The organism is Klebsiella sp. HN106, from assembly GCF_051209435.1.
Lineage (GTDB): Bacteria > Pseudomonadota > Gammaproteobacteria > Enterobacterales > Enterobacteriaceae > Klebsiella > Klebsiella oxytoca.
The window spans coordinates 106,166-130,125 of sequence record NZ_JBLURD010000007.1; the positions used below are offsets into that span (position 1 = coordinate 106,166).

Below are 23,960 nucleotides of genomic sequence, written 5' to 3' on the forward strand. Positions count from 1 at the left end.
CTGCTTTTTTCATCACAATATGGCTATCTTATGCAGTCCATTATAGTGCTATTTTCCTCGCGTCTTAATGAGGAGAGTAAAATGAACACACTACGTCAGCCGTACAATGAACTGAGCCCGGAAGTCTATAACGCTCTGGTTAAGGCCAAGATTACGCTGGAAAAAAGCGAGCTGGACGGCGCGCTGATAGAACTGGTGTATTTGCGGGTATCGCAAATCAACGGCTGCGCCTTCTGCCTGGAGATGCACAGCAAAGCCCTGCGTCAATCCGGCGTGGCGCAAAACAAACTGGACGCCCTGGCAGGCTGGCGGGTGAGCGCCCATTTCAGCGATGCGGAACGCGCGGCGCTGGCGTGGGCTGAATCGGTCACCCATATCGCCGAAAGCCATGCGGAAGACGCTGTTTATCTACCGCTCCTCGATCATTTTAACGCCCGGCAGATTAGCGATCTGACTTTCGCCATCAGCCTGATGAACGCCTTTAACCGCCTGGCGGTAAGCATGCGTCTGTAATTTTTCGGTAAGAAATCCCGTCCCCCGGCGGATCTTTCCTCGGGGGCCAGTCTTTACAAAAACCATATATATTGAGTTGTTGAACTTTTAAATAACTACATCTAGTATTTCCTTCAACGATAACCCATAGCACGCGACGCCAGTTTTTGCGTCGTGCTGTTATCTTAAATGGAAATACGAATCATGCGCATTACTATTTACACTAAAAATGACTGCGTGCAATGCCATGCCACGAAACGGGCCATGGAAACCCGCGGGTTTGAGTTCGACATGGTCAATATTGACCATCATCCTGAAGCCGTCGATATGCTGCGCGAGCAAGGCTTCCGCCAGCTACCGGTGGTGATTGCCGGAGAGACCCGCTGGTCCGGCTTCCGTCCCGATATGATTAACCGCCTGCGTCCAACAGCCTCAGCGGCCAGCCTATGAGCCTGATCGTCTACTTCTCCAGCAGTTCCGAAAACACGCATCGGTTCGTCCAGCGTCTGGGGCTGCCCGCCGTGCGTATACCGCTTAACGAACGCGAGCGCATTCAGGTAGACGAACCCTACATTCTTATCGTCCCCAGCTATGGCGGCGGCGGCACGGCGGGCGCAGTACCCCGCCAGGCGATCCGTTTTCTCAACGATCCGCATAACCGCCAGCTCATTCGCGGCGTCATCGCTGCGGGTAACCGCAATTTCGGCGAGGCCTACGGTCGGGCGGGTGACGTCATCAAGCAGAAATGCGGCGTACCGTACCTCTATCGCTTTGAGCTGATGGGCACCCCGCAAGATGTCGACAACGTGCGTAAAGGAGTAAGCGAATTTTGGCAACGACAACCGCAGAACGTATAACCACCGAGGCGCCGGATTTCCATGCCCTCAACGCGATGCTGAACCTCTACGACAGCAATGGTCGCATCCCGTTTGACAAAGATCGCCAGGCAGTGGCGGCGTTTATGGCCAACCACGTTGAGCCGAATACCGTGCCCTTCGCCAGCCAGGACGACAAGCTGACGTGGCTGGTCGCCGAAGGCTATTACGATGCCAGGGTCCTGGCGCGCTACGATCGCCAGTTTATTCTTGAGCTGTTTACCTATGCTCAAAACGGCGGTTTTCGCTTCCAGACCTTTCTCGGCGCATGGAAGTTTTATACCAGCTACGCGCTGAAAACCTTTGATGGTAAGCGCTACCTTGAAGGCTTTGCCGACCGCACCTGCATGGTGGCCCTGAGCCTGGCGCAGGGTAACGAGGCGCTGGCCCACCAGCTAACCGATGAGATCCTCTCCGGGCGTTTCCAGCCCGCTACGCCGACGTTCCTCAACGCCGGTAAACAGCAGCGCGGCGAACTGGTCTCCTGTTTCCTGCTGCGTATCGAAGATAATATGGAATCGATTGGCCGGGCGGTGAATTCGGCGCTACAGCTATCGAAACGCGGCGGCGGCGTGGCGTTTCTGCTCTCTAATCTTCGCGAAGCCGGGGCGCCGATCAAGCGTATCGAAAATCAGTCCTCCGGCGTCGTACCGGTGATGAAAATGCTCGAAGATGCCTTCTCCTATGCCAACCAGCTCGGCGCGCGTCAGGGGGCCGGCGCGGTCTATCTGCATGCCCATCATCCCGATATCCTGCGTTTCCTCGATACCAAACGCGAGAATGCCGATGAAAAAATCCGCATAAAAACGCTCTCGCTCGGGGTCGTCATTCCGGATATTACCTTTCAGCTAGCGAAGGAAGACGCGCAGATGGCGCTGTTCTCGCCCTACGACGTCGAACGTCTGTACGGTAAACCGTTCGGCGATATCGCGGTAAGCGAAATGTATGCGCAACTGGTGGCCGACGAGCGGGTATGCAAGCGCTGGATCCGCGCCCGCGATCTGTTCCAGCGGCTGGCGGAAATTCAATTTGAATCCGGCTACCCGTACATCATGTTTGAAGACACGGTTAACCGCGCGAACCCAATTGCCGGGCGCATCAATATGAGCAACCTGTGTTCGGAGATCCTGCAGGTCAACGCGCCTTCCACCTTTGATGAAAACCTGGATTACGCCAGCATCGGCCAGGATATCTCCTGCAACCTCGGCTCGCTGAATATCGCCCACACCATGGACTCTCCCGACTTTGCCCGCACGGTCGAAGTTGCCGTGCGCGGTCTGACGGCGGTGTCCGATATGAGCGATATCCGTTCGGTGCCGTCGGTCGCGGCGGGTAATGCCGCTTCACACGCCATCGGCCTCGGACAGATGAATCTGCACGGCTATCTGGCGCGCGAGGGCATCGCCTACGGTAGCGAGGAAGGGCTGGATTTCACCAATTTCTATTTCTATACCATTACCTGGCACGCGCTGCGCACTTCAATGCTGATAGCACGTGAAAGAGGGACCCGTTTTGCCGGATTCGAGCAGTCGCGGTACGCCAGCGGCGACTATTTCCGGCCCTACCTGGAAGGCGACTGGCAGCCGAAAACGGCAAAAGTCCGCGCGCTGTTTGCCCGCTCCGCGATTACCCTGCCCGACCGCGATATGTGGCGGCAGCTGCGCGATGACGTGATGCGCTACGGCATCTATAACCGCAACCTACAGGCGGTGCCGCCCACCGGATCTATTTCGTACATCAACCACGCGACCTCCAGCATCCATCCGATCGTGTCGAAGATAGAGATCCGCAAGGAGGGGAAAACCGGACGCGTCTATTATCCGGCGCCGTTTATGACCAACGACAACCTGGCGCTGTATCAGGATGCTTACGAAATCGGCCCGCAGAAGATCATCGACACCTACGCCGAGGCGACGCGTCATGTCGATCAGGGGCTGTCGCTGACTCTGTTCTTCCCCGATACCGCGACCACGCGCGATATCAATAAAGCGCAAATTTACGCGTGGAAGAAAGGCATCAAAACGCTCTATTACATCCGTCTGCGCCAGCTGGCGCTGGAAGGTACCGAAATCGAAGGCTGCGTGTCCTGCGCGCTGTAAGGAGAACAGGATGACCCATTTATCGCGCGTCAGCGCCATCAACTGGAACAAAATTGAAGACGATAAGGATCTGGAGGTCTGGAATCGGCTGACCAGCAACTTCTGGCTACCGGAGAAGGTGCCGCTGTCTAACGATATCCCCGCCTGGCAAACGCTTTCCCCGGCGGAGCAGCAGCTGACAATTCGCGTCTTCACCGGCCTGACGCTGCTTGATACCATCCAGAATACCGTTGGCGCCCCGGCGCTGATGGCCGACGCCCTCACCCCGCACGAGGAGGCGGTACTGTCGAACGTCAGCTTTATGGAGGCGGTACACGCTCGCTCCTACAGCTCCATTTTCTCTACTCTCTGCCAGACTAAAGACGTCGATGCCGCTTACGCCTGGAGCGAACAAAACGCGCCGCTGCAGCGTAAAGCGCAGCTGATGCTGGAGTACTACCAGGCTGATGAACCGCTGAAGAAAAAAATCGCCAGCGTTTTTCTCGAATCATTCCTTTTCTATTCCGGCTTCTGGCTGCCGATGTACTTCTCCAGCCGGGGGAAGATGACCAACACCGCCGATCTGATTCGCCTGATCATCCGCGATGAAGCGGTACACGGTTATTACATTGGCTACAAATTCCAGAAAGGGCTGGAAATAGTCAGCGCCCAGAAGCGTGAAGAGATGAAAAACTTCGCCCTCGATCTGCTGATGGATCTGTATGACAACGAGCTGGCCTATACCCGCGAGCTGTATGGCGATAGCGGCTGGGTTGAAGAGGTTAACGCCTTCCTGTGCTATAACGCCAACAAGGCGCTGATGAATCTCGGCTACGAGGCGCTGTTCCCGGCGGAAATGGCTGCCGTCAACCCGGCGATCCTCGCTGCGCTTTCGCCGAATGCCGACGAAAACCACGACTTCTTCTCCGGCTCGGGTTCGTCGTATGTCATGGGAAAAGCGGAAGAAACCGTCGATAGCGATTGGGACTTTTAGCCTTACTTTCACCAGGAATATATCTGCATATTTCCTGGTGATTTATTTCACATTATTCATTTTCATCCCACTCAATATCTTTCGGTCATCACTGCGTCATATTCAACAGAATGCCATCGATTTCCGCCCGAATTAAGCTAACATAACTAAAAAATATCAACCATGAGCAATTCCCGCTCAGCCCTTATATCACGGGGGATGAACCGGAATTGTCCCTTGTGCATTCCCGCAGTAATTCGCCATAAAGGGTTGTCACAGATTCTCAGTATGTTAGGGTGTAAAAAAGCAATTATCACCACCGGGTACCATATCGATATTAATAAATAACAGGAAACGCTCTATTGCATGGCAATTAAATTAGAAATCAAGAATCTCTATAAGATATTTGGCGAGCACCCGCAGCGGGCTTTCAAATATATCGAAAAAGGACTATCGAAAGAACAAATACTGGAAAAGACGGGGTTGTCGCTTGGCGTAAAGAACGCCAGTCTGACCATTGAAGAAGGCGAGATATTCGTCATCATGGGGCTCTCCGGATCGGGGAAATCGACCATGGTTCGCCTTCTCAATCGCCTGATTGAACCCACCCGCGGCCAGGTTCTGATCGACGGTGTCGATATCGCTAAAATCTCTGAGGCCGAGCTTCGCGAAGTGCGCAGGAAAAAGATTGCAATGGTTTTTCAATCATTTGCCCTTATGCCGCACATGACCGTACTGGATAATGCCGCTTTCGGCATGGAGCTGGCCGGCGTGCCGACTCAGGAACGCCAGGAGAAAGCGCTGGAGGCGCTGCGTCAGGTAGGTCTGGAAAACTACGCTCACGCCTGGCCGGACGAGCTCTCCGGCGGCATGCGTCAGCGCGTTGGTCTCGCCCGCGCGCTGGCGATCAACCCCGATATTCTGTTAATGGATGAAGCCTTCTCGGCGCTCGATCCCTTAATTCGTACGGAAATGCAGGATGAGCTAACTAAATTACAGGCCAGACATCAGCGCACCGTGGTATTTATTTCCCACGACCTTGATGAAGCCATGCGAATTGGCGATCGCATTGCCATTATGCAAAATGGTGAAGTGGTTCAGGTCGGTACGCCGGATGAAATACTCAATAATCCTGCCAATGATTATGTTCGAACCTTCTTCCGCGGCGTCGATATTAGCCAGGTATTCAGTGCCAAAGATATTGCCCGCCGTAGTCCGGTTGGCCTGATTCGTAAAACGCCAGGTTTCGGCCCGCGTTCCGCGCTGAAATTACTGCAGGATGAAGACCGCGAATATGGCTACGTCATTGAACGCGGGAATAAGTTTGTTGGCATTGTTTCCATCGATTCCCTGAAAGCCGCGCTGAGCGAGGGTCAGGGAATTGATGCGGCGTTAATCGACTCCCCACAGGCGGTGGATGCGCAAACGCCGCTCAGCGAGCTGCTCTCTCACGTTGGCCATGCACCGTGCGCGGTGCCGGTTGTCGATGAAGGGCACCAGTACATCGGCATCATTTCAAAACGCATGCTGCTGCAGGCTTTAGATCGCGAGGGGGCAAACAATGGCTGATCAATCTAACCCGTGGGACACCGCACCGGCGGCGGATAGCGCCGCGCAATCCGCCGATGCGTGGGGTACTTCTACGCCAGCACCGGCCGATGGCGGCGGTGCCGACTGGCTAAGCAGCGCGCCTGCGCCGCAGCCGGAACACTTCAATATAATGGACCCGTTCCATAAAACGCTGATTCCGCTCGATAGCTGGGTCACGCACGGCATCGACTGGGTAGTGATGCATTTCCGTCCGATTTTCCAGGGGATCCGCGTACCGGTGGATTACATCCTGAGCGCCTTCCAGCAGCTGCTGCTGGGCATGCCGGCGCCGGTGGCGATTATTATTTTCTCGCTGATTGCCTGGCAGATTTCCAGCATCGGCATGGGCGCGGCGACGCTGATTTCGCTGATCGCCATCGGCGCTATCGGCGCCTGGTCGCAGGCGATGGTAACCCTGGCGCTGGTGCTGACCGCGCTGCTGTTTTGTATGCTGATCGGCCTGCCGCTTGGGATATGGCTGGCGCGGAGCCCGCGGGCGGCGAAGATTATCCGTCCGCTGTTGGATGCGATGCAAACCACCCCGGCGTTCGTTTATCTCGTGCCCATCGTCATGCTGTTCGGTATCGGTAACGTTCCGGGCGTGGTAGTGACCATTATCTTCGCCCTACCGCCGATTGTTCGTCTGACTATTCTGGGGATTAACCAGGTGCCGGCGGATCTGATTGAAGCTTCGCGCTCCTTCGGCGCCAGCCCGCGTCAGATGCTGTTTAAGGTTCAGCTGCCGCTGGCCATGCCGACCATTATGGCCGGGGTTAACCAGACGCTAATGCTGGCCCTGTCGATGGTGGTGATTGCCTCAATGATTGCCGTTGGCGGTCTCGGCCAGATGGTACTACGCGGCATCGGTCGCCTTGATATGGGTCTGGCCACCGTTGGCGGCGTCGGGATTGTTATCCTCGCCATTATTCTTGACCGCCTGACTCAGGCCGTAGGACGGGACTCGCGCAGCCGCGGCAACCGCCGCTGGTACGCAACCGGCCCTCTGGGGCTGATTACTCGCCCTTTCTGTAAATAAGAGCACATCCCCCCGCTGCCGGGGGGATGGACTTCCCTTCTGACAAATAAAGGAACAACGATGCGACATACAGCGATCCTTGCCACAGCGTTTACCGCCCTCATTTCCACCACCGCCTTCGCGGCGGATCTGCCTGGTAAAGGCATTACCGTAAAACCAGCACAGAGCACAATTTCGGAAGAGACCTTCCAGACCCTGCTGGTCAGCCGCGCGCTGGAAAAGCTCGGTTATACCGTCGATAAGCCGAGCGAAGTTGACTATAACGTCGCCTACACCTCGATCGCCGCAGGTGATACCACCTACATCGCCACCAACTGGCAGCCGCTGCATGACGATATGTACGCAGCCGCCGGCGGTGATAAAAAATTCTACCGCGAAGGCGTGTTTGTGAATGGGGCGGCGCAGGGCTACCTGATTGATAAGAAAACGGCCGAGCAGTACCACATCAAATCTATCGACCAGCTAAAAGATCCGAAAATCGCCAAACTTTTTGACACCAACGGCGACGGCAAAGCCGATCTGACCGGCTGTACGCCAGGCTGGGGCTGTGAAGCGGTCATCAACCATCAGCTTGATGCCTACGGCCTGAGCAATACGGTAGTGCATAATCAGGGCAATTATGCGGCGATGATGGCCGATACCATCGCCCGCTATAAGGAGGGCAAACCGGTGATCTACTACACCTGGACGCCTTACTGGGTCAGCGACGTGCTGAAGCCGGGTAAAGATGTCGTCTGGCTGCAGGTGCCGTTCTCTTCCCTGCCGGGCGAACAGAAAGATATTGATACCAAACTGCCAAACGGCATGAACTATGGCTTCCCGGTGAACACAATGCATATTGTCGCCAACAAAGCCTGGGCCGAGAAAAACCCGGCGGCGGCGAAACTGTTCAGCATCATGAAGCTGCCGATTGCCGATATCAACGCCGAAAATGCCATGATGCACGCGGGACATGGTTCTGAGGCAGATATCCAGGGCCACGTCGATGGCTGGATCAAAGCCCACCAGCAGCAGTTTGACGGCTGGGTGGAAGAAGCGCTGGCCGCGCAGAAATAGTCTCCCAATTTATAGCCAATTCCCGGAGGCGATACTACACATCTGTCCGGGCTACAAAACCCGTAGCCCGGGCAAGGCGCTTTGCGCCGCCCCCGGGGAAGTCGGCCTCCTGCACAACACGACATCTCCTGTTCTAAATGATGGATTGATATGCAAATAAACTGCATAACTTTAGCCATCAACGTTTTCGTTACTGTTAAGCCGCGCCGCTCTCTGCTAAGGTAAATCCACCTGATTAATCATGTGATTTTCACGTGAGTTATTAATAAGCAACTCCTATGGAAAACCCTGACGCATTGATGCACACTCCCCCCGCTGACGAGGCGACGCTGGCTGAAGGCATTAAGGACAGCCTGCCGATCGTCATCAGCTATATTCCCGTCGCCTTCGCCTTCGGTCTCAACGCCACTAAGCTTGGCTTTACTCCGCTGGAAAGCCTGTTCTTCTCCTGCATTATTTACGCCGGCGCCAGCCAGTTCGTGATCACCGCCATGCTGGCCGCAGGAAGCTCGCTATGGGTCGCCGCGCTCACCGTCATGGCGATGGACGTTCGCCATGTGCTGTATGGCCCGTCCCTGCGCAGCCGCATTCAGCGCGCGATGAGCAAGAAAAAAACCGCGCTCTGGGCATTCGGCCTGACCGATGAAGTTTTTGCCGCTGCCACCGCTAAGCTGGTCCGCGACAATCGACGCTGGAGCGATAACTGGATGATCGGCATCGCTTTTATGTCCTGGGCGTCATGGGTCTTCGGCACGCTGATCGGCGCTTATTCGGGCAGCGGCCTGCTGACTAACTTTCCGGCAGTGGAAGCGGCGCTGGGCTTTATGCTGCCGGCGCTGTTTATGAGCTTTTTACTCGCCTCATTCCAGCGCAAGCAGTCGCTGAGCGTTACCGCCGCGCTGGCAGGCGCGCTGGCTGGCATGATTCTGTTTTCCATACCCGCGGCGATCCTTGCCGGGATTGTCTGCGGCTGCCTGACTGCTCTGGTGCAGGCCAGCATTCAGGGGATGCCCGATGAACAGTGATGTCTTCATTCTCGGCGTCGTGGTCGGCTGCGTGAACTATCTCTTTCGCTATCTGCCGCTGCGCCTGCGCGCCGGAAACGCGCGTCCGACTCGCCGCGGCCCGGTCAGCGTCCTGCTCGATACCATCGGCATCGCCTCCATTTGCGCGCTGCTGGTTGTCTCCAGCGTGCCGGAAATCCTCCATGACGCCCGCCGCCTGCTGCCCACATTAGCAGGCTTCGCCGCGTTGGGCCTGGCGTTTTGGAAAACACGCAGCATAATTACGCCTACGCTTTTGAGCGCGCTAACCTACGGTGTTGTCTGGAAAATCAGCGTATGGCTATAAGCTTAAAGTATAAGTTTTTGTCAATAATTGATTTGATTTATTTGTCACAATAGTTATTATATCGGCTGTAATTAATGAGGTCATAACCAAAATGGATAGTTCGTTTACTCCCATTGAGCAAATGCTCAAGTTCCGCGCCAGCCGTCATGAAGACTTCCCTTTTCAGGAAATTCTGCTTACTCGTCTTTGCATGCATATGCAGGGAAAACTGCTGGAAAACCGTAACAAGATGCTGAAAGCGCAAGGGATTAACGAGACATTGTTTATGGCGCTGATCACGCTTGAGTCTCAGGAAAACCACAGCATTCAGCCTTCCGAGCTGAGCTGCGCGCTGGGCTCTTCGCGAACCAACGCCACGCGCATTGCCGACGAGCTGGAAAAACGCGGCTGGATCGAGCGCCGCGAAAGCGATAACGATCGTCGCTGCCTGCATCTACAGCTTACCGAAAAAGGGCATCAGTTCCTGCGCGAAGTCTTACCGCCGCAGCACAACTGCCTGCATCAGCTCTGGTCCTCTTTAAGCACCAGCGAAAAGGATCAGCTTGAGCATATCACCCGTAAGCTGCTTGGTCGCCTTGACCAAATGGAAGAGGATGGCGTGCTTGCGGAGTCTCTGCGCTAAGCGCGGAACCAACCGCTCACCAATTTTTCTGGATTGACAAGGAAAACGGACAGGCCAGCAGATCTTTCTGCTGGCCTTTCTGATAAACAGGTCGGCTCAGCCGATGTGAAATAATAAGATCGTGGAGAATAACATGAGCGCAAATGCGGAGAGCCAAACCCCGCAGCAACCGGGCAGCAAAAAAGGGAAGCGTAAAGGCGCCCTCCTGCTGCTGACCTTGCTCTTTATTATTGTTGCCGTGGCATACGGGATTTATTGGTTTTTGGTACTGCGTCACTACGAAGAGACCGACGACGCGTACGTGGCAGGGAATCAGGTACAGATTATGGCCCAGGTGTCCGGCAGCGTGACGAAAGTCTGGGCCGACAACACCGACTACGTGCAAAAAGGCGATCCGCTGGTCACCCTCGACCAGACCGATGCCCAGCAGGCGTTTGAAAAAGCGCAAACCCAGCTGGCCGCCAGCGTACGTCAAACGCGCCAGCAGATGATCAACAGCAAGCAGCTGCAGGCCAGCATCGAAGTGAAAAAAACCGCGCTTTCCCAGGCGCAAACCGACCTTAACCGTCGTATTCCGCTGGGCGCGGCCAACCTGATTGGCCGCGAAGAGCTGCAGCATGCGCGCGACACGGTTGCCAGCGCGCAGGCCGAACTGGACGTGGCGATTCAGCAATACAACGCCAACCAGGCGATCGTTCTGGGCACGAAGCTGGAACAACAGCCTGCGGTCCTGCAAGCGGCCACCGAAGTGCGTAACGCCTGGCTGGCCCTGCAGCGGACGAAGATCGTCAGCCCAATTAGCGGCTACGTTTCTCGCCGTTCCGTTCAGCCCGGCGCGCAAATCACCACCACTACCCCGCTGATGGCCGTCGTTCCGGCGACCAACCTGTGGATTGACGCCAACTTCAAAGAAACGCAGCTGGCGCACATGCGTATTGGTCAGCCTGCCACCGTGATCAGCGACATTTATGGTGATGATGTGAAATACACCGGTAAAGTCGTCGGTCTCGATATGGGGACCGGGAGCGCCTTCTCGCTGCTGCCTGCGCAGAACGCTACCGGCAACTGGATCAAAGTGGTTCAGCGCCTGCCGGTACGTATCGAGCTGGATGAAAAACAGCTGGCAGAGCACCCGCTGCGCATCGGCCTTTCGACGCTGGTTGAAGTGAACACCACCGACCGCGGCGGCGAGATGCTGGCAAGCCAGGTACGTAGCGCTCCGGTTTACGAAAGCAATGCCCGTGAAATCGGCCTTGAGCCGGTCAATAAGCTGATAAACGACATCATCCAGGCCAACGCCGGATAATTCGGGGTGAGCGTAATGCAACAGCAAAAACCGCTGGAAGGCGCGCAGCTGGTCATTATGACCATTGCGCTGTCGCTCGCGACCTTTATGCAGGTGCTGGACTCCACCATCGCCAACGTGGCCATCCCCACCATCGCCGGTAACCTTGGCTCATCGTTGAGCCAGGGGACCTGGGTTATCACCTCGTTTGGGGTGGCGAACGCTATCTCCATTCCGATTACCGGCTGGCTGGCAAAGCGCGTTGGCGAAGTGAAGCTATTCCTCTGGTCGACGGTGGCGTTCGCTATCGCCTCCTGGGCCTGCGGCGTCTCCAACAGCCTGACGATGCTGATTTTCTTTCGCGTGATACAGGGGATCGTCGCCGGTCCGCTGATTCCGCTGTCGCAAAGTCTGCTGCTCAGCAACTACCCGCCCGCCAAGCGGTCAATCGCGCTGGCGCTGTGGTCAATGACGGTGATCGTCGCGCCGATTTGCGGCCCGATTCTCGGCGGCTATATCAGCGACAACTACCACTGGGGCTGGATCTTCTTCATCAACGTGCCGATTGGCATCGCCGTGGTGGTGATGACGCTGCAAACGCTGCGCAACCGGGAAACCCGCACCGAACAGCGGCGGATCGACGGCGTGGGCCTGGCGCTGCTGATTATCGGTATCGGTAGCCTGCAGGTAATGCTCGACCGGGGTAAAGAGCTGGACTGGTTCGCCTCCAACGAGATCATCATCCTGACGATTGTCGCGGTGGTGGCGATAAGTTTCCTGATCGTCTGGGAGCTAACCGACGACAACCCCATCGTCGATCTGTCGCTCTTCAAGTCGCGAAACTTTACCATCGGCTGCCTGTGCATCAGCCTCGCCTATATGCTCTACTTCGGCGCTATCGTGCTGTTGCCGCAGCTATTGCAGGAGGTGTACGGCTATACCGCTACCTGGGCCGGTCTGGCTTCGGCGCCGGTCGGGGTGATCCCGGTTATCCTGTCGCCGATTATCGGCCGCTTTGCGCATAAGCTGGATATGCGTCGGCTGGTCACATTTAGCTTTATCATGTACGCGGTCTGTTTCTACTGGCGCGCATGGACCTTCGAACCGGGAATGGACTTTGGCGCCTCGGCGTGGCCGCAGTTTATCCAGGGCTTCGCGGTGGCCTGCTTCTTTATGCCGTTGACCACCATCACCCTGTCCGGCCTGCCGCCGGAAAGGCTGGCGGCGGCGTCGAGCCTGTCGAACTTCACGCGTACGCTGGCGGGGTCTATCGGCACCTCGATTACCACCACCATGTGGACGAACCGCGAGGCGCTGCACCATGCGCAGCTTACCGAGTCGGTGACGCCATACAATCCCAACGCCCAGCAGATGTACGACCAGCTGCAGGGATTAGGAATGACGCAACAGCAGGCATCCGGCTGGATAGCGCAGCAGATTACCAACCAGGGGCTGATTATCTCCGCCAACGAAATTTTCTGGTTCTCGGCGGCGGTGTTTATCCTTCTGCTCGGGCTGGTATGGTTTGCCAGACCGCCGTTTAGCGCCGGGGGCGGCGGCGGCGGCGCGCATTAAGATTTACCCTGAAGGGATCTGCGGATCCCTTTTTTATTGCCCAAAACGCAGATTGTCCAGTTTGCGCTAGTCGATGTCCGGTTTGCTGGAGATCGCTTTTGCCCACCTCATGCACGATGAAGATCCGCTAAGAAGGAGAAAATCATGCTGACTCAACCCGGTGAAAAATACCGCCCCTATCCGCCGATCGCCCTGCCTGACCGCCGCTGGCCAGAGCAGCAAATAACCCGCGCCCCTCGCTGGCTCTCTACCGATCTGCGCGACGGCAACCAGGCGCTGGCCGAGCCGATGGATAGCGCGCGCAAGCTGCAGTTCTGGGATTTACTGCTGGAGTGTGGTTTTAAAGAGATTGAGGTCGCCTTTCCCTCCGCCTCACAAACCGACTTCAACTTTGTACGTCAACTGATTGAAGAGCAGCGCATTCCGCAGGATGTGACGATTCAGGTACTGACCCAGGCGCGGGAGGATTTGATCCTGCGTACGTTTGCCGCTCTGCGCGATGCCCACCGCGCTACCGTACACCTCTATAACGCCACCGCGCCGCTGTTTCGCGAGCTGGTTTTTGGAATGGACAAAGCGCAGGTGATCGACCTGGCGACCCGCGCGACCCGGCTTATCCGTCAGCAGTGCGAGCAGCAGCCGCTGACCCGCTGGCAATACGAGTACTCTCCGGAAACCTTTTGCTTCACCGAGCCGGAATTCGCGCTGGAGATTTGCGAGGCGGTGGCGGAAATATGGCAGCCCTGCGCCGAACGGCCGATGATTATCAATCTGCCCGCGACGGTAGAGGTGAGCACGCCCAACGTATATGCCGATCAAATTGAGCATTTTTGCCGTCACTTTTCGCGCCGCGCCGATGTATGCATCAGCGTCCATCCGCATAACGATCGGGGTACCGGCGTTGCCAGCGCGGAGCTGGCGGTGATGGCAGGCGCCGACCGCGTCGAAGGCTGCCTGTTCGGCAACGGCGAGCGCACCGGTAACGTCTGCCTGGTGACGCTGGCGATGAATCTCTACAGCCAGGGCGTCAATCCCCGGCTCAAATTCTCCGGGATGAAGCGGGTGGTCGAAATCGTCGAAAGCTGCAATCAGATCCCGGTTCATCCGCGCCATCCCTGGGCGGGCAGTCTGGCCTACACCGCCTTTTCCGGCTCGCATCAGGATGCCATTAAAAAGGGATTCGATGCCCGCCGGCCCGGCGAACGCTGGGAAATGCCCTATCTGCCTATCGATCCGCAGGATATCGGCTGCAGCTACGAGGCGGTGATCCGCGTTAACAGCCAGTCCGGCAAAAGCGGGAGCGCATGGCTGATTGAACAGAATCATGGCCTCAAGCTTCCGCGTGCGCTGCAGCAGGATTTTAGCCTGCACGTCCAGCACGAAACCGACGCTCACGGGAAAGAGATGACCCAGAATGCGCTATGGCAGCTGTTTCGCGCGCGCTACGGACTGCTCCCCCAGCCGCCGCTTGCGCTGCTGGATTACCAAAGCGATAGCCAGCAGGACGGCCAGCTTTCTCTGCAGGCTACCCTGCGCATCGCCGGTGAAACGCGACGACTGCAGAGCCGCGGCAACGGCCTGCTGTCCGCCGCCGCCGCCGGGCTGAGCGTCCTGTTAAGGCAAAACTCCGTGATTAAAGATTATCATGAGCACACCCTGGGTGAACGCAGCGACAGCCGTTCAGTGGCCTATATTCGCTGCGTCTTCCCGAATGGCGAGAGCCGTTGGGGGGTCGGAATTGATAACGACGTGGCGCGCGCCTCGCTGCAGGCGCTGTGCAACGCGATGAGCGAAAACCATCACTCCGGCGAGCGGAAGTAATCGCTGGGGGTCACGCCTAACACCCGGCGAAACATGGCGCTAAAAGCGCTGTGGCTGCCGTAGCCGAGATCCAGCGCCACCCGCAGTACCGAATGCCCCTGCGCCAGGCGAACCAGCGCTTCCATCAGCTTCGCCCGGCGCACCCACTCGCTCCAGGTGAGCGTGGTCTGCTGCTGAAAATGGCGATTCAGCGTGCGCTCGCTCATGCTGCTCTCTTTCGCCGCCGCGGCGCTGCCCCACGGCTCTCCTGGCGCTTCTCGTACCTTCTGGCATAAACGGCGCAGCGCTTCGCTTTGCGGCTCCGGCAGGCCAAACGGCAGCACCGCCATACCGCGAATCTCATCGAGGATCAGTTCGTAGATTCGTTCATCGCGGCTGCCCGGCGCGTAAGATTCCGCCAGCGTCAGCGACGCGACAATCAGTTCACGCAGCAGCGGAGTGATCTGTACTATCTGGCAGGTTGAAGGGAGATCGGCGCGGGCAAGGGGATCGATAAACAGGGTTCGCGCAGCCGCCGCGCCGGTAATCCGTAGCGTATGCGGCGTACCGGCGGGAAGCCAGACGCCTCGCCCCGGCGGCACAACCCAATAACCCTGCGCGGTTTCCACCCGTACTACGCCGCTGAGGATATGTAACAGCTGAGCGCAATCGTGCTGATGCCAGGGTTCGCTATCGCCATGGGCATAATCATGGGCAAAGGGCACCAGTGAACGATGCTGGAAGTTGAGGGTTAAAGTTGTCGACATTGCGGCGTTGATGAATTGCGGCCCGGCAGCGTTCGCCGGGCCGTAGCGATAGCACTAGATGTGCAGCTCTTGCAGTTTTTCTTTCGGCAGCGCCAGCTCGTCGTTGCTGTTGACGCGGACATCACGCTCAATGATATGGCGAGCGATTTCCTGGGCTTCTTCCAGCGAGTGCATGGTGTAGGTTCCGCACTGGTAAACGTTCAGCTCCGGGATCTGGTTCTGATCTTTCACCTTCAGCACGTCGGCCATCGCCGCTTTCCAGGCATCCGCGACGCGCTGCTCGTCCGGCGTACCGATCAGGCTCATATAGAACCCGGTACGGCAGCCCATCGGAGAGATGTCGATAATTTCCACACCATTGCCGTTCAGGTGATCGCGCATAAAGCCGGCAAACAGGTGCTCAAGGGTGTGAATACCTCTTTCCGGCATCACTTCCTGGTTTGGTACGCAGAATCGCAGATCGAAAACGGTGATTTCATCGCCGTGAGGCGTGTTCATTTTCTTCGCCACGCGCACCGCAGGCGCTTCCATTCGGGTATGGTCGACTGTGAAACTATCTAACAACGGCATTCTTCACCTCCGATAGTGATTTTTTTAAAAATAAAATGAACTCTTTTTGAGGCAGCGAGTCTGAGTATATGAAAGACGCGCATTTATTATCATCATCATCCCTGAATCAGAGATGAAAGTTTGGCCACAGTGATGTGGCCGTTTTCTTTTTTACGGCTCGTAAAACTACGCATGCCTCGCCAGTAGCGCTTCAAACGACTCGCTGTCCGCCGCTTCCACCTTCTTCTGACGCTGTACCGACGCTTCGCGTTCGGCAGCAAAATCCGCTTCGCTTAAAATTTCCAGCGGCTCTTCGCGCAGCATCGTCCGATACCGATCGGCCAGCTCTCTGCCGGTACCGCCAATCCCCTCTTCAAGCATAGAACGCAGAACGCGCGCCGAGAAGGTTAATTCCGGGTTGTCAAAGCAGGCGACCAGCTCATCGCAGGCCTGCTGATAAGCCTGGCATCCGTGGATGCTATCCAGCGTTTGCGCCACGCGGCGTAAATCGCGGAACAGATCTTTGCCGACCTGAGCCAGCGGGTACTGGGCGGTTTCGCAGCCAATACCCAACGTCAGGCCCGGCTTGCGGCCTTCCAGAATCACCCGATTCCAGTTAGTGCGCGTGCACAGCAGCTCGTCGCTGCTCATTTCCGGCGCATCGGCCAGCACGCACCAGACCATAAACAGATCGAGGAAACGTACCTGCTGTTCGTCAACGCCAATCGGTGAGAACGGGTTGATATCCAGGGAGCGGACTTCGATATATTCAATGCCGCCGCGCAGCAGCGCGTCGGAAGGCGTTTCACCGCTGCGGGTCACGCGTTTCGGCCGAATCGGCGCGTACAGCTCGTTTTCGATCTGCAGCACGTTGCTGTTAATTTGCAGACGCTTGCCGTCTTTCTCCAGCCCGATATTCTCATACTCTTCGGATGGCGTTTTAATCGCCCGCTTCAATCCTGCCACATACTCATGCAGATCGTTAAACGTAATTCCGAGATTGCTTTGCGACTTATTGGTATAGCCGAGATCGCTCAGGCGCAATGAGGTCGCATAAGGCAGGTAGTACATGCCGTTGCTGGCTTTCTCAAACGGCAGCGTGGTCGGCTTCCCTTGCAGGAACGACGAACAAATAGCCGGGGAAGCGCCGAACAGGTACGGGATGACCCACCCAAAACGATAGTAGTTGCGAATAGATCGGAAATAGCCGGCAGAAATGGCCTCTTTCCCGCTTTCAGCATCCTCGACGCCGCACCTGGCCTGCCAGAAAGCCATCGGCAGAGAGAAGTTATAGTGCACGCCGGAGATCGTTTGCATAAGCGCGCCGTAGCGATTCTTCAATCCTTCGCGATACAGCGTTTTCAGACGGCCGATATTTGAGCTGCCGTACTGCGCCAGCTCAATATCCTGGCCGGGCGCGATATAGCACGGCATGCTCAGCGGCCACATCCGCTCGTCGCCAATATGGCGCGCGGTATAGCGATGAACATCGCGCATGAAGGTGAGCATATGCTGAATATCGCCATCAACCGGCGTAATAAACTCCAGCAAAGCTTCGGCAAAATCGGTGGTAATCCATTTATGAGTCAGCGCTGAACCCAGTGCTTCCGGATGGCCGGTAGTGGCCAGCGTGCCATCAGCGTTGACGCGCAGCGTTTCGCGCTCTAGACCGCGTTGAATACCCTGCAGCGCCTGCGGATTTTTTTCCAGCCAGGCCAGCGCCTGTGATACGTCCGGGATCAATTTGACCTCCCGCCTGTCGAAATCGTTTGAATTAGCATAATTGTAATGGTTGAACAATCAGTCCAATTAGTGCCACCACGTCATGCCCTGAAGCGTTATCGCCGCAACGACGATATAGCGTAATGCTTTGCCAAGGCATAAAAAAAAGAGCACTGGTCCCCAGGAAATGCGCATCCATCCCGCCAGTAAACACAGCAAATCGCCTATAACAGGCGCCCAGCTTAATAATAGCGTGACCGCGCCGTAGCGCCTCAGCCAGCCGGTCGCCTTCTCCTGCCAGCGCGATGTCTTGCGCAGCGGAAACAGGCGCCCCAGAATAACGTTAGTTACCCCTCCAAGGCTATTACCGATTATTGCTATTAAAACCAGTAACCACGGCTGGCTAACCCCCGCCAGCAGCATGGCGATCAACACCACTTCCGAGTTGCCGGGAAGCAGCGTTGCGCTTAGAAAGCTACTGGCAAACAGCGATATCAGCGACAGCGAGTCGCTCACAGCAATCGCACGTCCACGACATCCATTCCGGCGCGCTTCGCCGCCTGCAGCCCGAAGTCCGCATCTTCAAAGACCACGCACTTCTCCGCCGCAACGCCCATGCGCTCTGCGCAAAGTAAGAAAGTATCAGGTGCGGGTTTATGGTTGGCGACATGATCGGCGGCAACCACCGCCGAGAAGTAGTGACGCAGACCCAGATGAGCCAGCAGCGCTTCAGCAACGGCGCTCTCGCTGCCGGTACCGACTGACATCGGACGACGACCGTGCCACTCTTTGACCACCTCAATAAGCGTTAAAGGACGGACGCTATCAAGCAGCATCGCTTTCACAGCGGCAGTTTTTTCCTGCGCCAGAAGATGAGGATCTAAATCAGCCTGATTTAATTCAATAATGGCCTGAGCAATCCGCCAGGTTGGAGATCCGTTAAGCGCGACCATGGCCTGCATATCGAAACGCATGCCGTAACGTCCCAGAACCTCGTCCCATGCCTTACGATGCGTCGGCTCGGTATCGAGGATCGTGCCATCCATATCAAAAATCAGTCCTGCATAACGTTCGTACATCGTCTTCTCATCAACCGGTTAAGGAGGTGTTACTGTAACGCAAAAGGTCAGGTTTGTCGCTGCCAGCGGTAGATGCAACAAGGGCGCTCTGTGGCGCCCTTGCTAATAACAGTGCAGTCTGCTGCGATTATTTGATTCTTAAATCGTTCTCAACCACGCGAACGCCCTGCACTTTTCTCGTGACTTCGACCGCACGTTTAGCGCTGTCTGCGGATGAGACAAAGCCGCTGAGCTGTACGCGACCTTTAAAGGTCTGGACGCTAATTTCTGAAGACTTTATCTCTTTGTCATTGAAGAGCGCGGTTTTTACTTTAGTCGTAATGACGGTATCGTCAATGTAACCACCGGTACTCTCCTTTGTGGACGAACCGGCACAGCCCGCCAGCGATACGGCCACCAGCAGCGTCGCGCAAAACGCAGTTATTGCTTTGAACCATTTCATGGATTTCTCTCCTTGCACTTATCTCACCCAAAATCAGATCGATATACAGGAATAAATTATAGTGGAAAGAGGGAGTTGCCAATGAAAAAAGTGCTGAAGAATAAGGTGAATTATTGCGCTTAACATGCTTGAGATAAGGAGGAGGAACTGAAGAATATTTATTATGAAGAGAATAGGTGCATCCGGGAGCATGACTCACTCGGTTCGCCCTGCGGGCCGTTGCTAAAGCAACGTTATCCTCCCTGGTGCTGGCGATCATCTCGCAGACCATGAAACAACCGCGTGGCTGTTATCTCGGAGAATATGGTGCATCCGGGAGGATTCGAACCTCCGACCGCTCGGTTCGTAGCCGAGTACTCTATCCAGCTGAGCTACGGATGCATCGGGAAACTTGCTTTACTGCCGATATTGATACCGCTGCTAAAGCCGTATCAAGTAAGAGAGGGTGCATCCGGGAGGATGACTCACTCGGTTCGCCCTTCGGGCCGTTGCTAAAGCAACGTTATCCTCCCTGGTGCTGGCGATTATCTCGCAGACCGTGAAACAACAGCGTGGCTGCTATCTCGGAGAATATGGTGCATCCGGGAGGATTCGAACCTCCGACCGCTCGGTTCGTAGCCGAGTACTCTATCCAGCTGAGCTACGGATGCATCGGGAAACTTGCTTTACTGCCGATATTGATACCGCTGCTAAAGCCGTATCAAGTAAGAGATGGTGCATCCGGGAGGATGACTCACTCGGTTCGCCCTTCGGGCCGTTGCTAAAGCAACGTTATCCTCCCTGGTGCCGGCGATTCACTCGCAGACCATGAAACAACAGCGTAGCTGTTATCTCGGAGAATATGGTGCATCCGGGAGGATTCGAACCTCCGACCGCTCGGTTCGTAGCCGAGTACTCTATCCAGCTGAGCTACGGATGCATCGGGAAACTTACTTTACTGCAGATTTTGATACTGCTGCTAAAGCTGTATCAAGTAAGATGGTGCATCCGGGAGGATGACTTGCCTTGCGGCTCGCCCTTCGGGCCGTTGCTAAAGCAACGTTATCCCCCCTGGTGCTTGCGGCTAATACCGCCACCTCATCCACACCTCGTTGCTGAAGATATGGAGAATATGGTGCATCCGGGAGGATTCGAACCTCCGACCGCTCGGTTCGTAGCCGAGTACTCTATCCAGCTGAGCTACGGATGCAAAATGGCGGTGAGGCGGGGATTCGAACCCCGGATGCAGCTTTTGACCGCATACTCCCTTAGCAGGGGAGCGCCTTCAGCCTCTCGGCCACCTCACCACACGCCTCTTACGAGTGCTTCGAAGAACTTGTTTCTGCTCTTCGTCGCTGCGATGGCGCACATATTACTTTCTGGTACTTATAAGTCAAACCTTTTTTCGAGACCTTTTTTTCGTTTGCACACTTCCCGCGCAATTAGCCTGTGAAAACGGCAAAAAGAGTATTTTATCAACAAGAAATTGCTGATTTTGCTGCTGCTAACGCAAAAGATAACGGGAGCGGAATCCGCGTAAACGACAAAAAAGAGAGGCTGTCGGAGAAGAAAAGTGGAAAAAACGAACCTGGGAGGGATGCGCCTCACCAAACAGCGAGGCGCGAAAACCTTAGTAACTGGACTGCTGGGATTTTTCAGCCTGGATACGCTGGTAGATCTCTTCACGATGCACAGAGACTTCTTTAGGGGCATTTACGCCAATACGAACCTGGTTACCCTTCACCCCTAAAACTGTCACAGTGACCTCATCTCCAATCATGAGGGTCTCACCAACTCGACGAGTCAGAATCAGCATTCTTTGCTCCTTGAAAGATTAAAAGAGTCGGGTCTCTCGTATCCCGGCATTATCCATCATATAACGCCAAAAAGTAAGCGATGACAAACACCCTACGGTGTAAGCAGTCACGGCATCACATTCTGTTAAACCTAAGTTTAGCCGATATACACAACTTCAACCCGACTTTATCGTTATCAGTGCTTCTCGCGCAAGATGCTGTAGTCCGAGAACCACAGCATCTATGCGATTATAGTTATTACAGTTTTGCGCTTACCCAGCCTTTCACACTGGCCAACGCAGCAGGGAGAGCAGACGCATCGGTACCGCCGGCCTGCGCCATATCCGGACGACCGCCCCCTTTACCGCCCACCTGCTGGGCGACCATACCAACCAGTTCCCCTGCTTTCACGCGGTCTGTCACATCCTTAGACACACCCGCAATCAGAGAAACCTTACCTTCTGCGACCGTAGCTAACACAACAACCGTTGAACCAAGCTGATTTTTCAGATCGTCAACCATAGTACGCAGCATTTTCGGCTCAACGCCGGCCAGCTCGCTGACCAGCAGCTTAACGCCGTTAATCTCTTCGGCTTTGCTGGAGAGGTTTGCGCTCTCCTGCGCGGCAGCCTGCTCTTTCAGCTGCTGCAGCTCTTTTTCCAACTGACGGCTACGCTCCAGCGCGGCGCGTACCTTCTCGCCGAGGCTGTGGGTATCCCCTTTCAGCAGCTGCGCAATATCGCCCAGCAGATCGCTTTGCGCATGCAGCAGCGCCATCGCGCCTTCGCCGGTGACCGCTTCGATACGGCGCACGCCTGCGGCGGTGCCAGACTCAGAGGTGATGCGGAACAGGCCGATATCACCGGTACGCGAGGCGTGAGTTCCGCCGCACAGCTCGGTGGAAAAATCGCCCATTCGCAGCACGCGAACGCGATCGTCATACTTCTCGCCAAACAGCGCCATTGCGCCTGATTCACGAGCAGCGTCAATATCCATGATATTGGTTTCGATTGGCAGGTTGCGACGGATTTGCGCGTTCACCAGATCTTCAACCGCGCGGATCTCCTCCGGCTTCATCGCCTCAAAATGCGAGAAGTCGAAGCGCAGCGCTTTGTCGTTGACCAGGGAGCCTTTCTGCGCAACGTGCGTACCGAGAACCTGACGCAGCGCCGCGTGCATCAGGTGCGTCGCGGAGTGGTTCAGACGGATACGCTGGCGGCGAGCCTGATCGACATCTGCCTGTACGGAGTCGCCGACCTTCAGCGAACCGCCATTCAGTTTACCAATATGACCAATTGCCTGACCGTATTTCTGTGTATCGCTGACCTGGAAGGAGAAACCGGCGCCCTTCAGCTCGCCTTTATCCCCCACCTGGCCGCCGGATTCAGCGTAGAACGGCGTCTGGTCGAGGATCACTACGGCTTCCTGACCGGCGTTCACCGCATTTACCGCTTTACCATCGATAAACAGGGCAGTCACTTTGCCGTTCAGTTCCAGGCTGTCATAGCCTTTAAACTCAGAGGCGCCGTCAACGCGGATCATCGCGTTGTAGTCCGCGCCAAAACCGCTGGATTCGCGCGCGCGACGGCGCTGCTCTTCCATTGCGGCTTCAAAGCCGGCTTCGTCAACCTTGATGTTGCGTTCGCGGCAAACGTCGGCGGTCAGGTCAACCGGGAAACCGTAAGTATCGTACAGGCGGAAAGCGGTTTCGCCGTCCAGCGTGTCGCCCTGTAGTTTAGCCAGCTCTTCATCCAGCAGCGCCAGTCCGCGCTCGAGAGTACGGGCAAACTGCTCTTCTTCGGTTTTCAGCACCTGCTCAACCTGAGCCTGCTGCTGTTTCAGCTCTTCGCCGGCGGAGCCCATCACGTCAATCAGCGGGGCGACCAGTTTCCAGAAGAAGGTCTCCTTCGCACCCAGCATGTTGCCATGACGGATTGCGCGACGAATAATGCGGCGCAGCACGTAGCCGCGGTTTTCATTCGACGGGATAACGCCATCGGCAATCAGGAAAGCGCAGGAACGAATGTGGTCAGCGATAACGCGCAGGGACTTGTTAGAGAGATCGGTCGCGCCGGTGACGTCAGCTACGCTCTTAATCAGATCGCGGAACAGATCGATATCGTAGTTGGAGTTAACGTGCTGCAGTACGGCGGCAATACGTTCGAGGCCCATACCGGTATCCACGGACGGCTTAGGCAGCGGCTCCATTGTCCCGTCAGCCTGACGGTTGAACTGCATAAAGACGATATTCCAGATCTCAATATAGCGATCGCCGTCTTCTTCCGGCGTTCCCGGAGGGCCGCCCCAGATATGGTCGCCATGGTCGAAGAAGATTTCGGTGCATGGACCGCACGGCCCGGTGTCGCCCATCTGCCAGAAGTTATCGGAAGCAAAAGGCGCGCCTTTATTGTCGCCGATGCGAATAATACGCTCGCGCGGTACGCCAACTTCATTTGCCCAGATGTCGAACGCCTCGTCATCGGTTTCGTAGACGGTCACCCACAGTTTTTCTTTCGGCAGGGCGAACCAGTTCTCACCGGTCAGCAGTTCCCATGCGTATTTGATAGCGTCCTGTTTGAAGTAGTCGCCGAAGCTGAAGTTACCCAGCATTTCAAAGAAGGTGTGGTGACGCGCGGTGTAACCGACGTTTTCCAGATCGTTGTGCTTACCACCCGCACGAACGCAACGCTGCGCGGTGGTTGCGCGCGAATAATTACGTTTGTCGAGACCAAGGAAAACATCCTTGAACTGGTTCATCCCGGCGTTGGTAAACAGCAGGGTCGGGTCGTTATGCGGCACCAGGGAGCTGCTCGCAACTACCTGATGTCCTTTACTATGGAAAAAGTCGAGAAACGCCTGACGGATCTCAGCGGTGCTCTTGCTCATAATTATCC

At 56.1% G+C, this 23,960-nt stretch carries 22 protein-coding genes and 5 tRNA genes; 14 read left to right on the forward strand and 13 right to left on the reverse strand.

The window, feature by feature from the left end; translation table 11 throughout:
- Positions 1-81: 81 nt before the first annotated feature.
- The 14 genes from ACSIPU_RS17720 (at position 82) to leuA (ending at position 14,753) form a co-directional block, all read left to right on the forward strand.
- Positions 82-513, forward strand: coding sequence for a carboxymuconolactone decarboxylase family protein (locus tag ACSIPU_RS17720; RefSeq protein WP_004104764.1), 432 nt, complete (start codon positions 82-84; stop codon positions 511-513).
- Between the two features lie 183 nt (positions 514-696).
- The gene (gene nrdH, locus ACSIPU_RS17725; protein WP_004104766.1) at positions 697-942 is read left to right on the forward strand and encodes a glutaredoxin-like protein NrdH; all 246 of its coding nucleotides are present in this window, start codon (positions 697-699) and stop codon (positions 940-942) included.
- Positions 939-1,349: a class Ib ribonucleoside-diphosphate reductase assembly flavoprotein NrdI gene (gene nrdI / locus ACSIPU_RS17730; RefSeq protein WP_004104769.1), complete on the forward strand. Its 411-nt coding sequence runs from the start codon at positions 939-941 to the stop codon at positions 1,347-1,349. Before nrdH ends, nrdI begins: the two co-directional genes overlap by 4 nt.
- Positions 1,322-3,466, forward strand: coding sequence for a class 1b ribonucleoside-diphosphate reductase subunit alpha (gene nrdE, locus ACSIPU_RS17735; RefSeq protein WP_004114699.1), 2,145 nt, complete (start codon positions 1,322-1,324; stop codon positions 3,464-3,466). The genes nrdI and nrdE overlap by 28 nt, the downstream gene beginning before the upstream one ends.
- 10 nt (positions 3,467-3,476) lie before the next feature.
- Complete coding sequence (nrdF, locus tag ACSIPU_RS17740) at positions 3,477-4,439, forward strand: class 1b ribonucleoside-diphosphate reductase subunit beta (RefSeq protein WP_023329965.1); 963 nt, start codon at positions 3,477-3,479, stop codon at positions 4,437-4,439.
- A 345-nt stretch (positions 4,440-4,784) separates the two neighbouring features.
- Positions 4,785-5,987, forward strand: a complete 1,203-nt coding sequence (gene proV / locus ACSIPU_RS17745; protein WP_004104775.1) for a glycine betaine/L-proline ABC transporter ATP-binding protein ProV — start codon at positions 4,785-4,787, stop codon at positions 5,985-5,987.
- Complete coding sequence (gene proW, locus ACSIPU_RS17750) at positions 5,980-7,044, forward strand: glycine betaine/L-proline ABC transporter permease ProW (protein ID WP_023329966.1); 1,065 nt, start codon at positions 5,980-5,982, stop codon at positions 7,042-7,044. The genes proV and proW overlap by 8 nt, the downstream gene beginning before the upstream one ends.
- 60 nt (positions 7,045-7,104) lie before the next feature.
- A complete protein-coding gene (proX, locus tag ACSIPU_RS17755) occupies positions 7,105-8,100 on the forward strand; it encodes a glycine betaine/L-proline ABC transporter substrate-binding protein ProX (protein WP_004114704.1) in 996 nt (331 codons plus the stop codon).
- A gap of 278 nt (positions 8,101-8,378) precedes the next feature.
- Positions 8,379-9,125, forward strand: coding sequence for an AzlC family ABC transporter permease (locus ACSIPU_RS17760; protein WP_004104780.1), 747 nt, complete (start codon positions 8,379-8,381; stop codon positions 9,123-9,125).
- Positions 9,115-9,450: an L-valine transporter subunit YgaH gene (gene ygaH, locus ACSIPU_RS17765; RefSeq protein ID WP_004114708.1), complete on the forward strand. Its 336-nt coding sequence runs from the start codon at positions 9,115-9,117 to the stop codon at positions 9,448-9,450. Before ACSIPU_RS17760 ends, ygaH begins: the two co-directional genes overlap by 11 nt.
- Before the next feature lie 91 nt (positions 9,451-9,541).
- A complete protein-coding gene (gene mprA, locus ACSIPU_RS17770) occupies positions 9,542-10,072 on the forward strand; it encodes a transcriptional repressor MprA (protein WP_004104785.1) in 531 nt (176 codons plus the stop codon).
- A 133-nt stretch (positions 10,073-10,205) separates the two neighbouring features.
- Positions 10,206-11,378, forward strand: a complete 1,173-nt coding sequence (gene emrA, locus ACSIPU_RS17775; protein WP_004104787.1) for a multidrug efflux MFS transporter periplasmic adaptor subunit EmrA — start codon at positions 10,206-10,208, stop codon at positions 11,376-11,378.
- Between the two features lie 15 nt (positions 11,379-11,393).
- Positions 11,394-12,932 (forward strand): multidrug efflux MFS transporter permease subunit EmrB, encoded by a 1,539-nt coding sequence (emrB, locus tag ACSIPU_RS17780; protein ID WP_004104788.1) that lies wholly within the window; start codon positions 11,394-11,396, stop codon positions 12,930-12,932.
- Positions 12,933-13,076: 144 nt separating this feature from the next.
- The gene (leuA, locus tag ACSIPU_RS17785) at positions 13,077-14,753 is read left to right on the forward strand and encodes a 2-isopropylmalate synthase (protein WP_017145512.1); all 1,677 of its coding nucleotides are present in this window, start codon (positions 13,077-13,079) and stop codon (positions 14,751-14,753) included.
- Here leuA and ACSIPU_RS17790 read toward each other — a convergent pair.
- The 13 genes from ACSIPU_RS17790 to alaS form a co-directional block, all read right to left on the reverse strand.
- Complete coding sequence (locus ACSIPU_RS17790; RefSeq protein ID WP_004104793.1) at positions 14,732-15,499, reverse strand: AraC family transcriptional regulator; 768 nt, start codon at positions 15,497-15,499, stop codon at positions 14,732-14,734. The genes leuA and ACSIPU_RS17790 overlap by 22 nt on opposite strands.
- Before the next feature lie 54 nt (positions 15,500-15,553).
- Entirely contained in the window at positions 15,554-16,069 is a 516-nt protein-coding gene (gene luxS, locus ACSIPU_RS17795) for an S-ribosylhomocysteine lyase (RefSeq protein ID WP_004104795.1), read from the reverse strand.
- Between the two features lie 165 nt (positions 16,070-16,234).
- Entirely contained in the window at positions 16,235-17,791 is a 1,557-nt protein-coding gene (gene gshA, locus ACSIPU_RS17800) for a glutamate--cysteine ligase (protein ID WP_017145511.1), read from the reverse strand.
- A gap of 66 nt (positions 17,792-17,857) precedes the next feature.
- A complete protein-coding gene (locus ACSIPU_RS17805) occupies positions 17,858-18,286 on the reverse strand; it encodes a YqaA family protein (protein ID WP_004104799.1) in 429 nt (142 codons plus the stop codon).
- On the reverse strand, positions 18,283-18,849 hold the full coding sequence (gene yqaB, locus ACSIPU_RS17810; RefSeq protein ID WP_196557961.1) for a fructose-1-phosphate/6-phosphogluconate phosphatase: 567 nt from the start codon (positions 18,847-18,849) through the stop codon (positions 18,283-18,285). The genes ACSIPU_RS17805 and yqaB overlap by 4 nt, the downstream gene beginning before the upstream one ends.
- Positions 18,850-18,976: 127 nt before the next feature.
- Positions 18,977-19,291: a BON domain-containing protein gene (locus ACSIPU_RS17815; protein WP_004104803.1), complete on the reverse strand. Its 315-nt coding sequence runs from the start codon at positions 19,289-19,291 to the stop codon at positions 18,977-18,979.
- A gap of 304 nt (positions 19,292-19,595) precedes the next feature.
- A tRNA-Arg gene (locus ACSIPU_RS17820) sits at positions 19,596-19,672 on the reverse strand.
- 192 nt (positions 19,673-19,864) lie between these two features.
- Positions 19,865-19,941, reverse strand: a tRNA-Arg gene (locus ACSIPU_RS17825).
- Positions 19,942-20,133: 192 nt separating this feature from the next.
- Positions 20,134-20,210 (reverse strand) — tRNA-Arg (locus ACSIPU_RS17830).
- Positions 20,211-20,403: 193 nt separating this feature from the next.
- Positions 20,404-20,480: transfer RNA gene (locus ACSIPU_RS17835), tRNA-Arg, on the reverse strand.
- A gap of 4 nt (positions 20,481-20,484) precedes the next feature.
- Positions 20,485-20,577, reverse strand: a tRNA-Ser gene (locus ACSIPU_RS17840).
- 323 nt (positions 20,578-20,900) lie between these two features.
- Complete coding sequence (gene csrA, locus ACSIPU_RS17845) at positions 20,901-21,086, reverse strand: carbon storage regulator CsrA (protein ID WP_000906486.1); 186 nt, start codon at positions 21,084-21,086, stop codon at positions 20,901-20,903.
- A gap of 238 nt (positions 21,087-21,324) precedes the next feature.
- Positions 21,325-23,952, reverse strand: coding sequence for an alanine--tRNA ligase (gene alaS / locus ACSIPU_RS17850; RefSeq protein ID WP_032728974.1), 2,628 nt, complete (start codon positions 23,950-23,952; stop codon positions 21,325-21,327).
- Positions 23,953-23,960 lie beyond the last annotated feature (8 nt).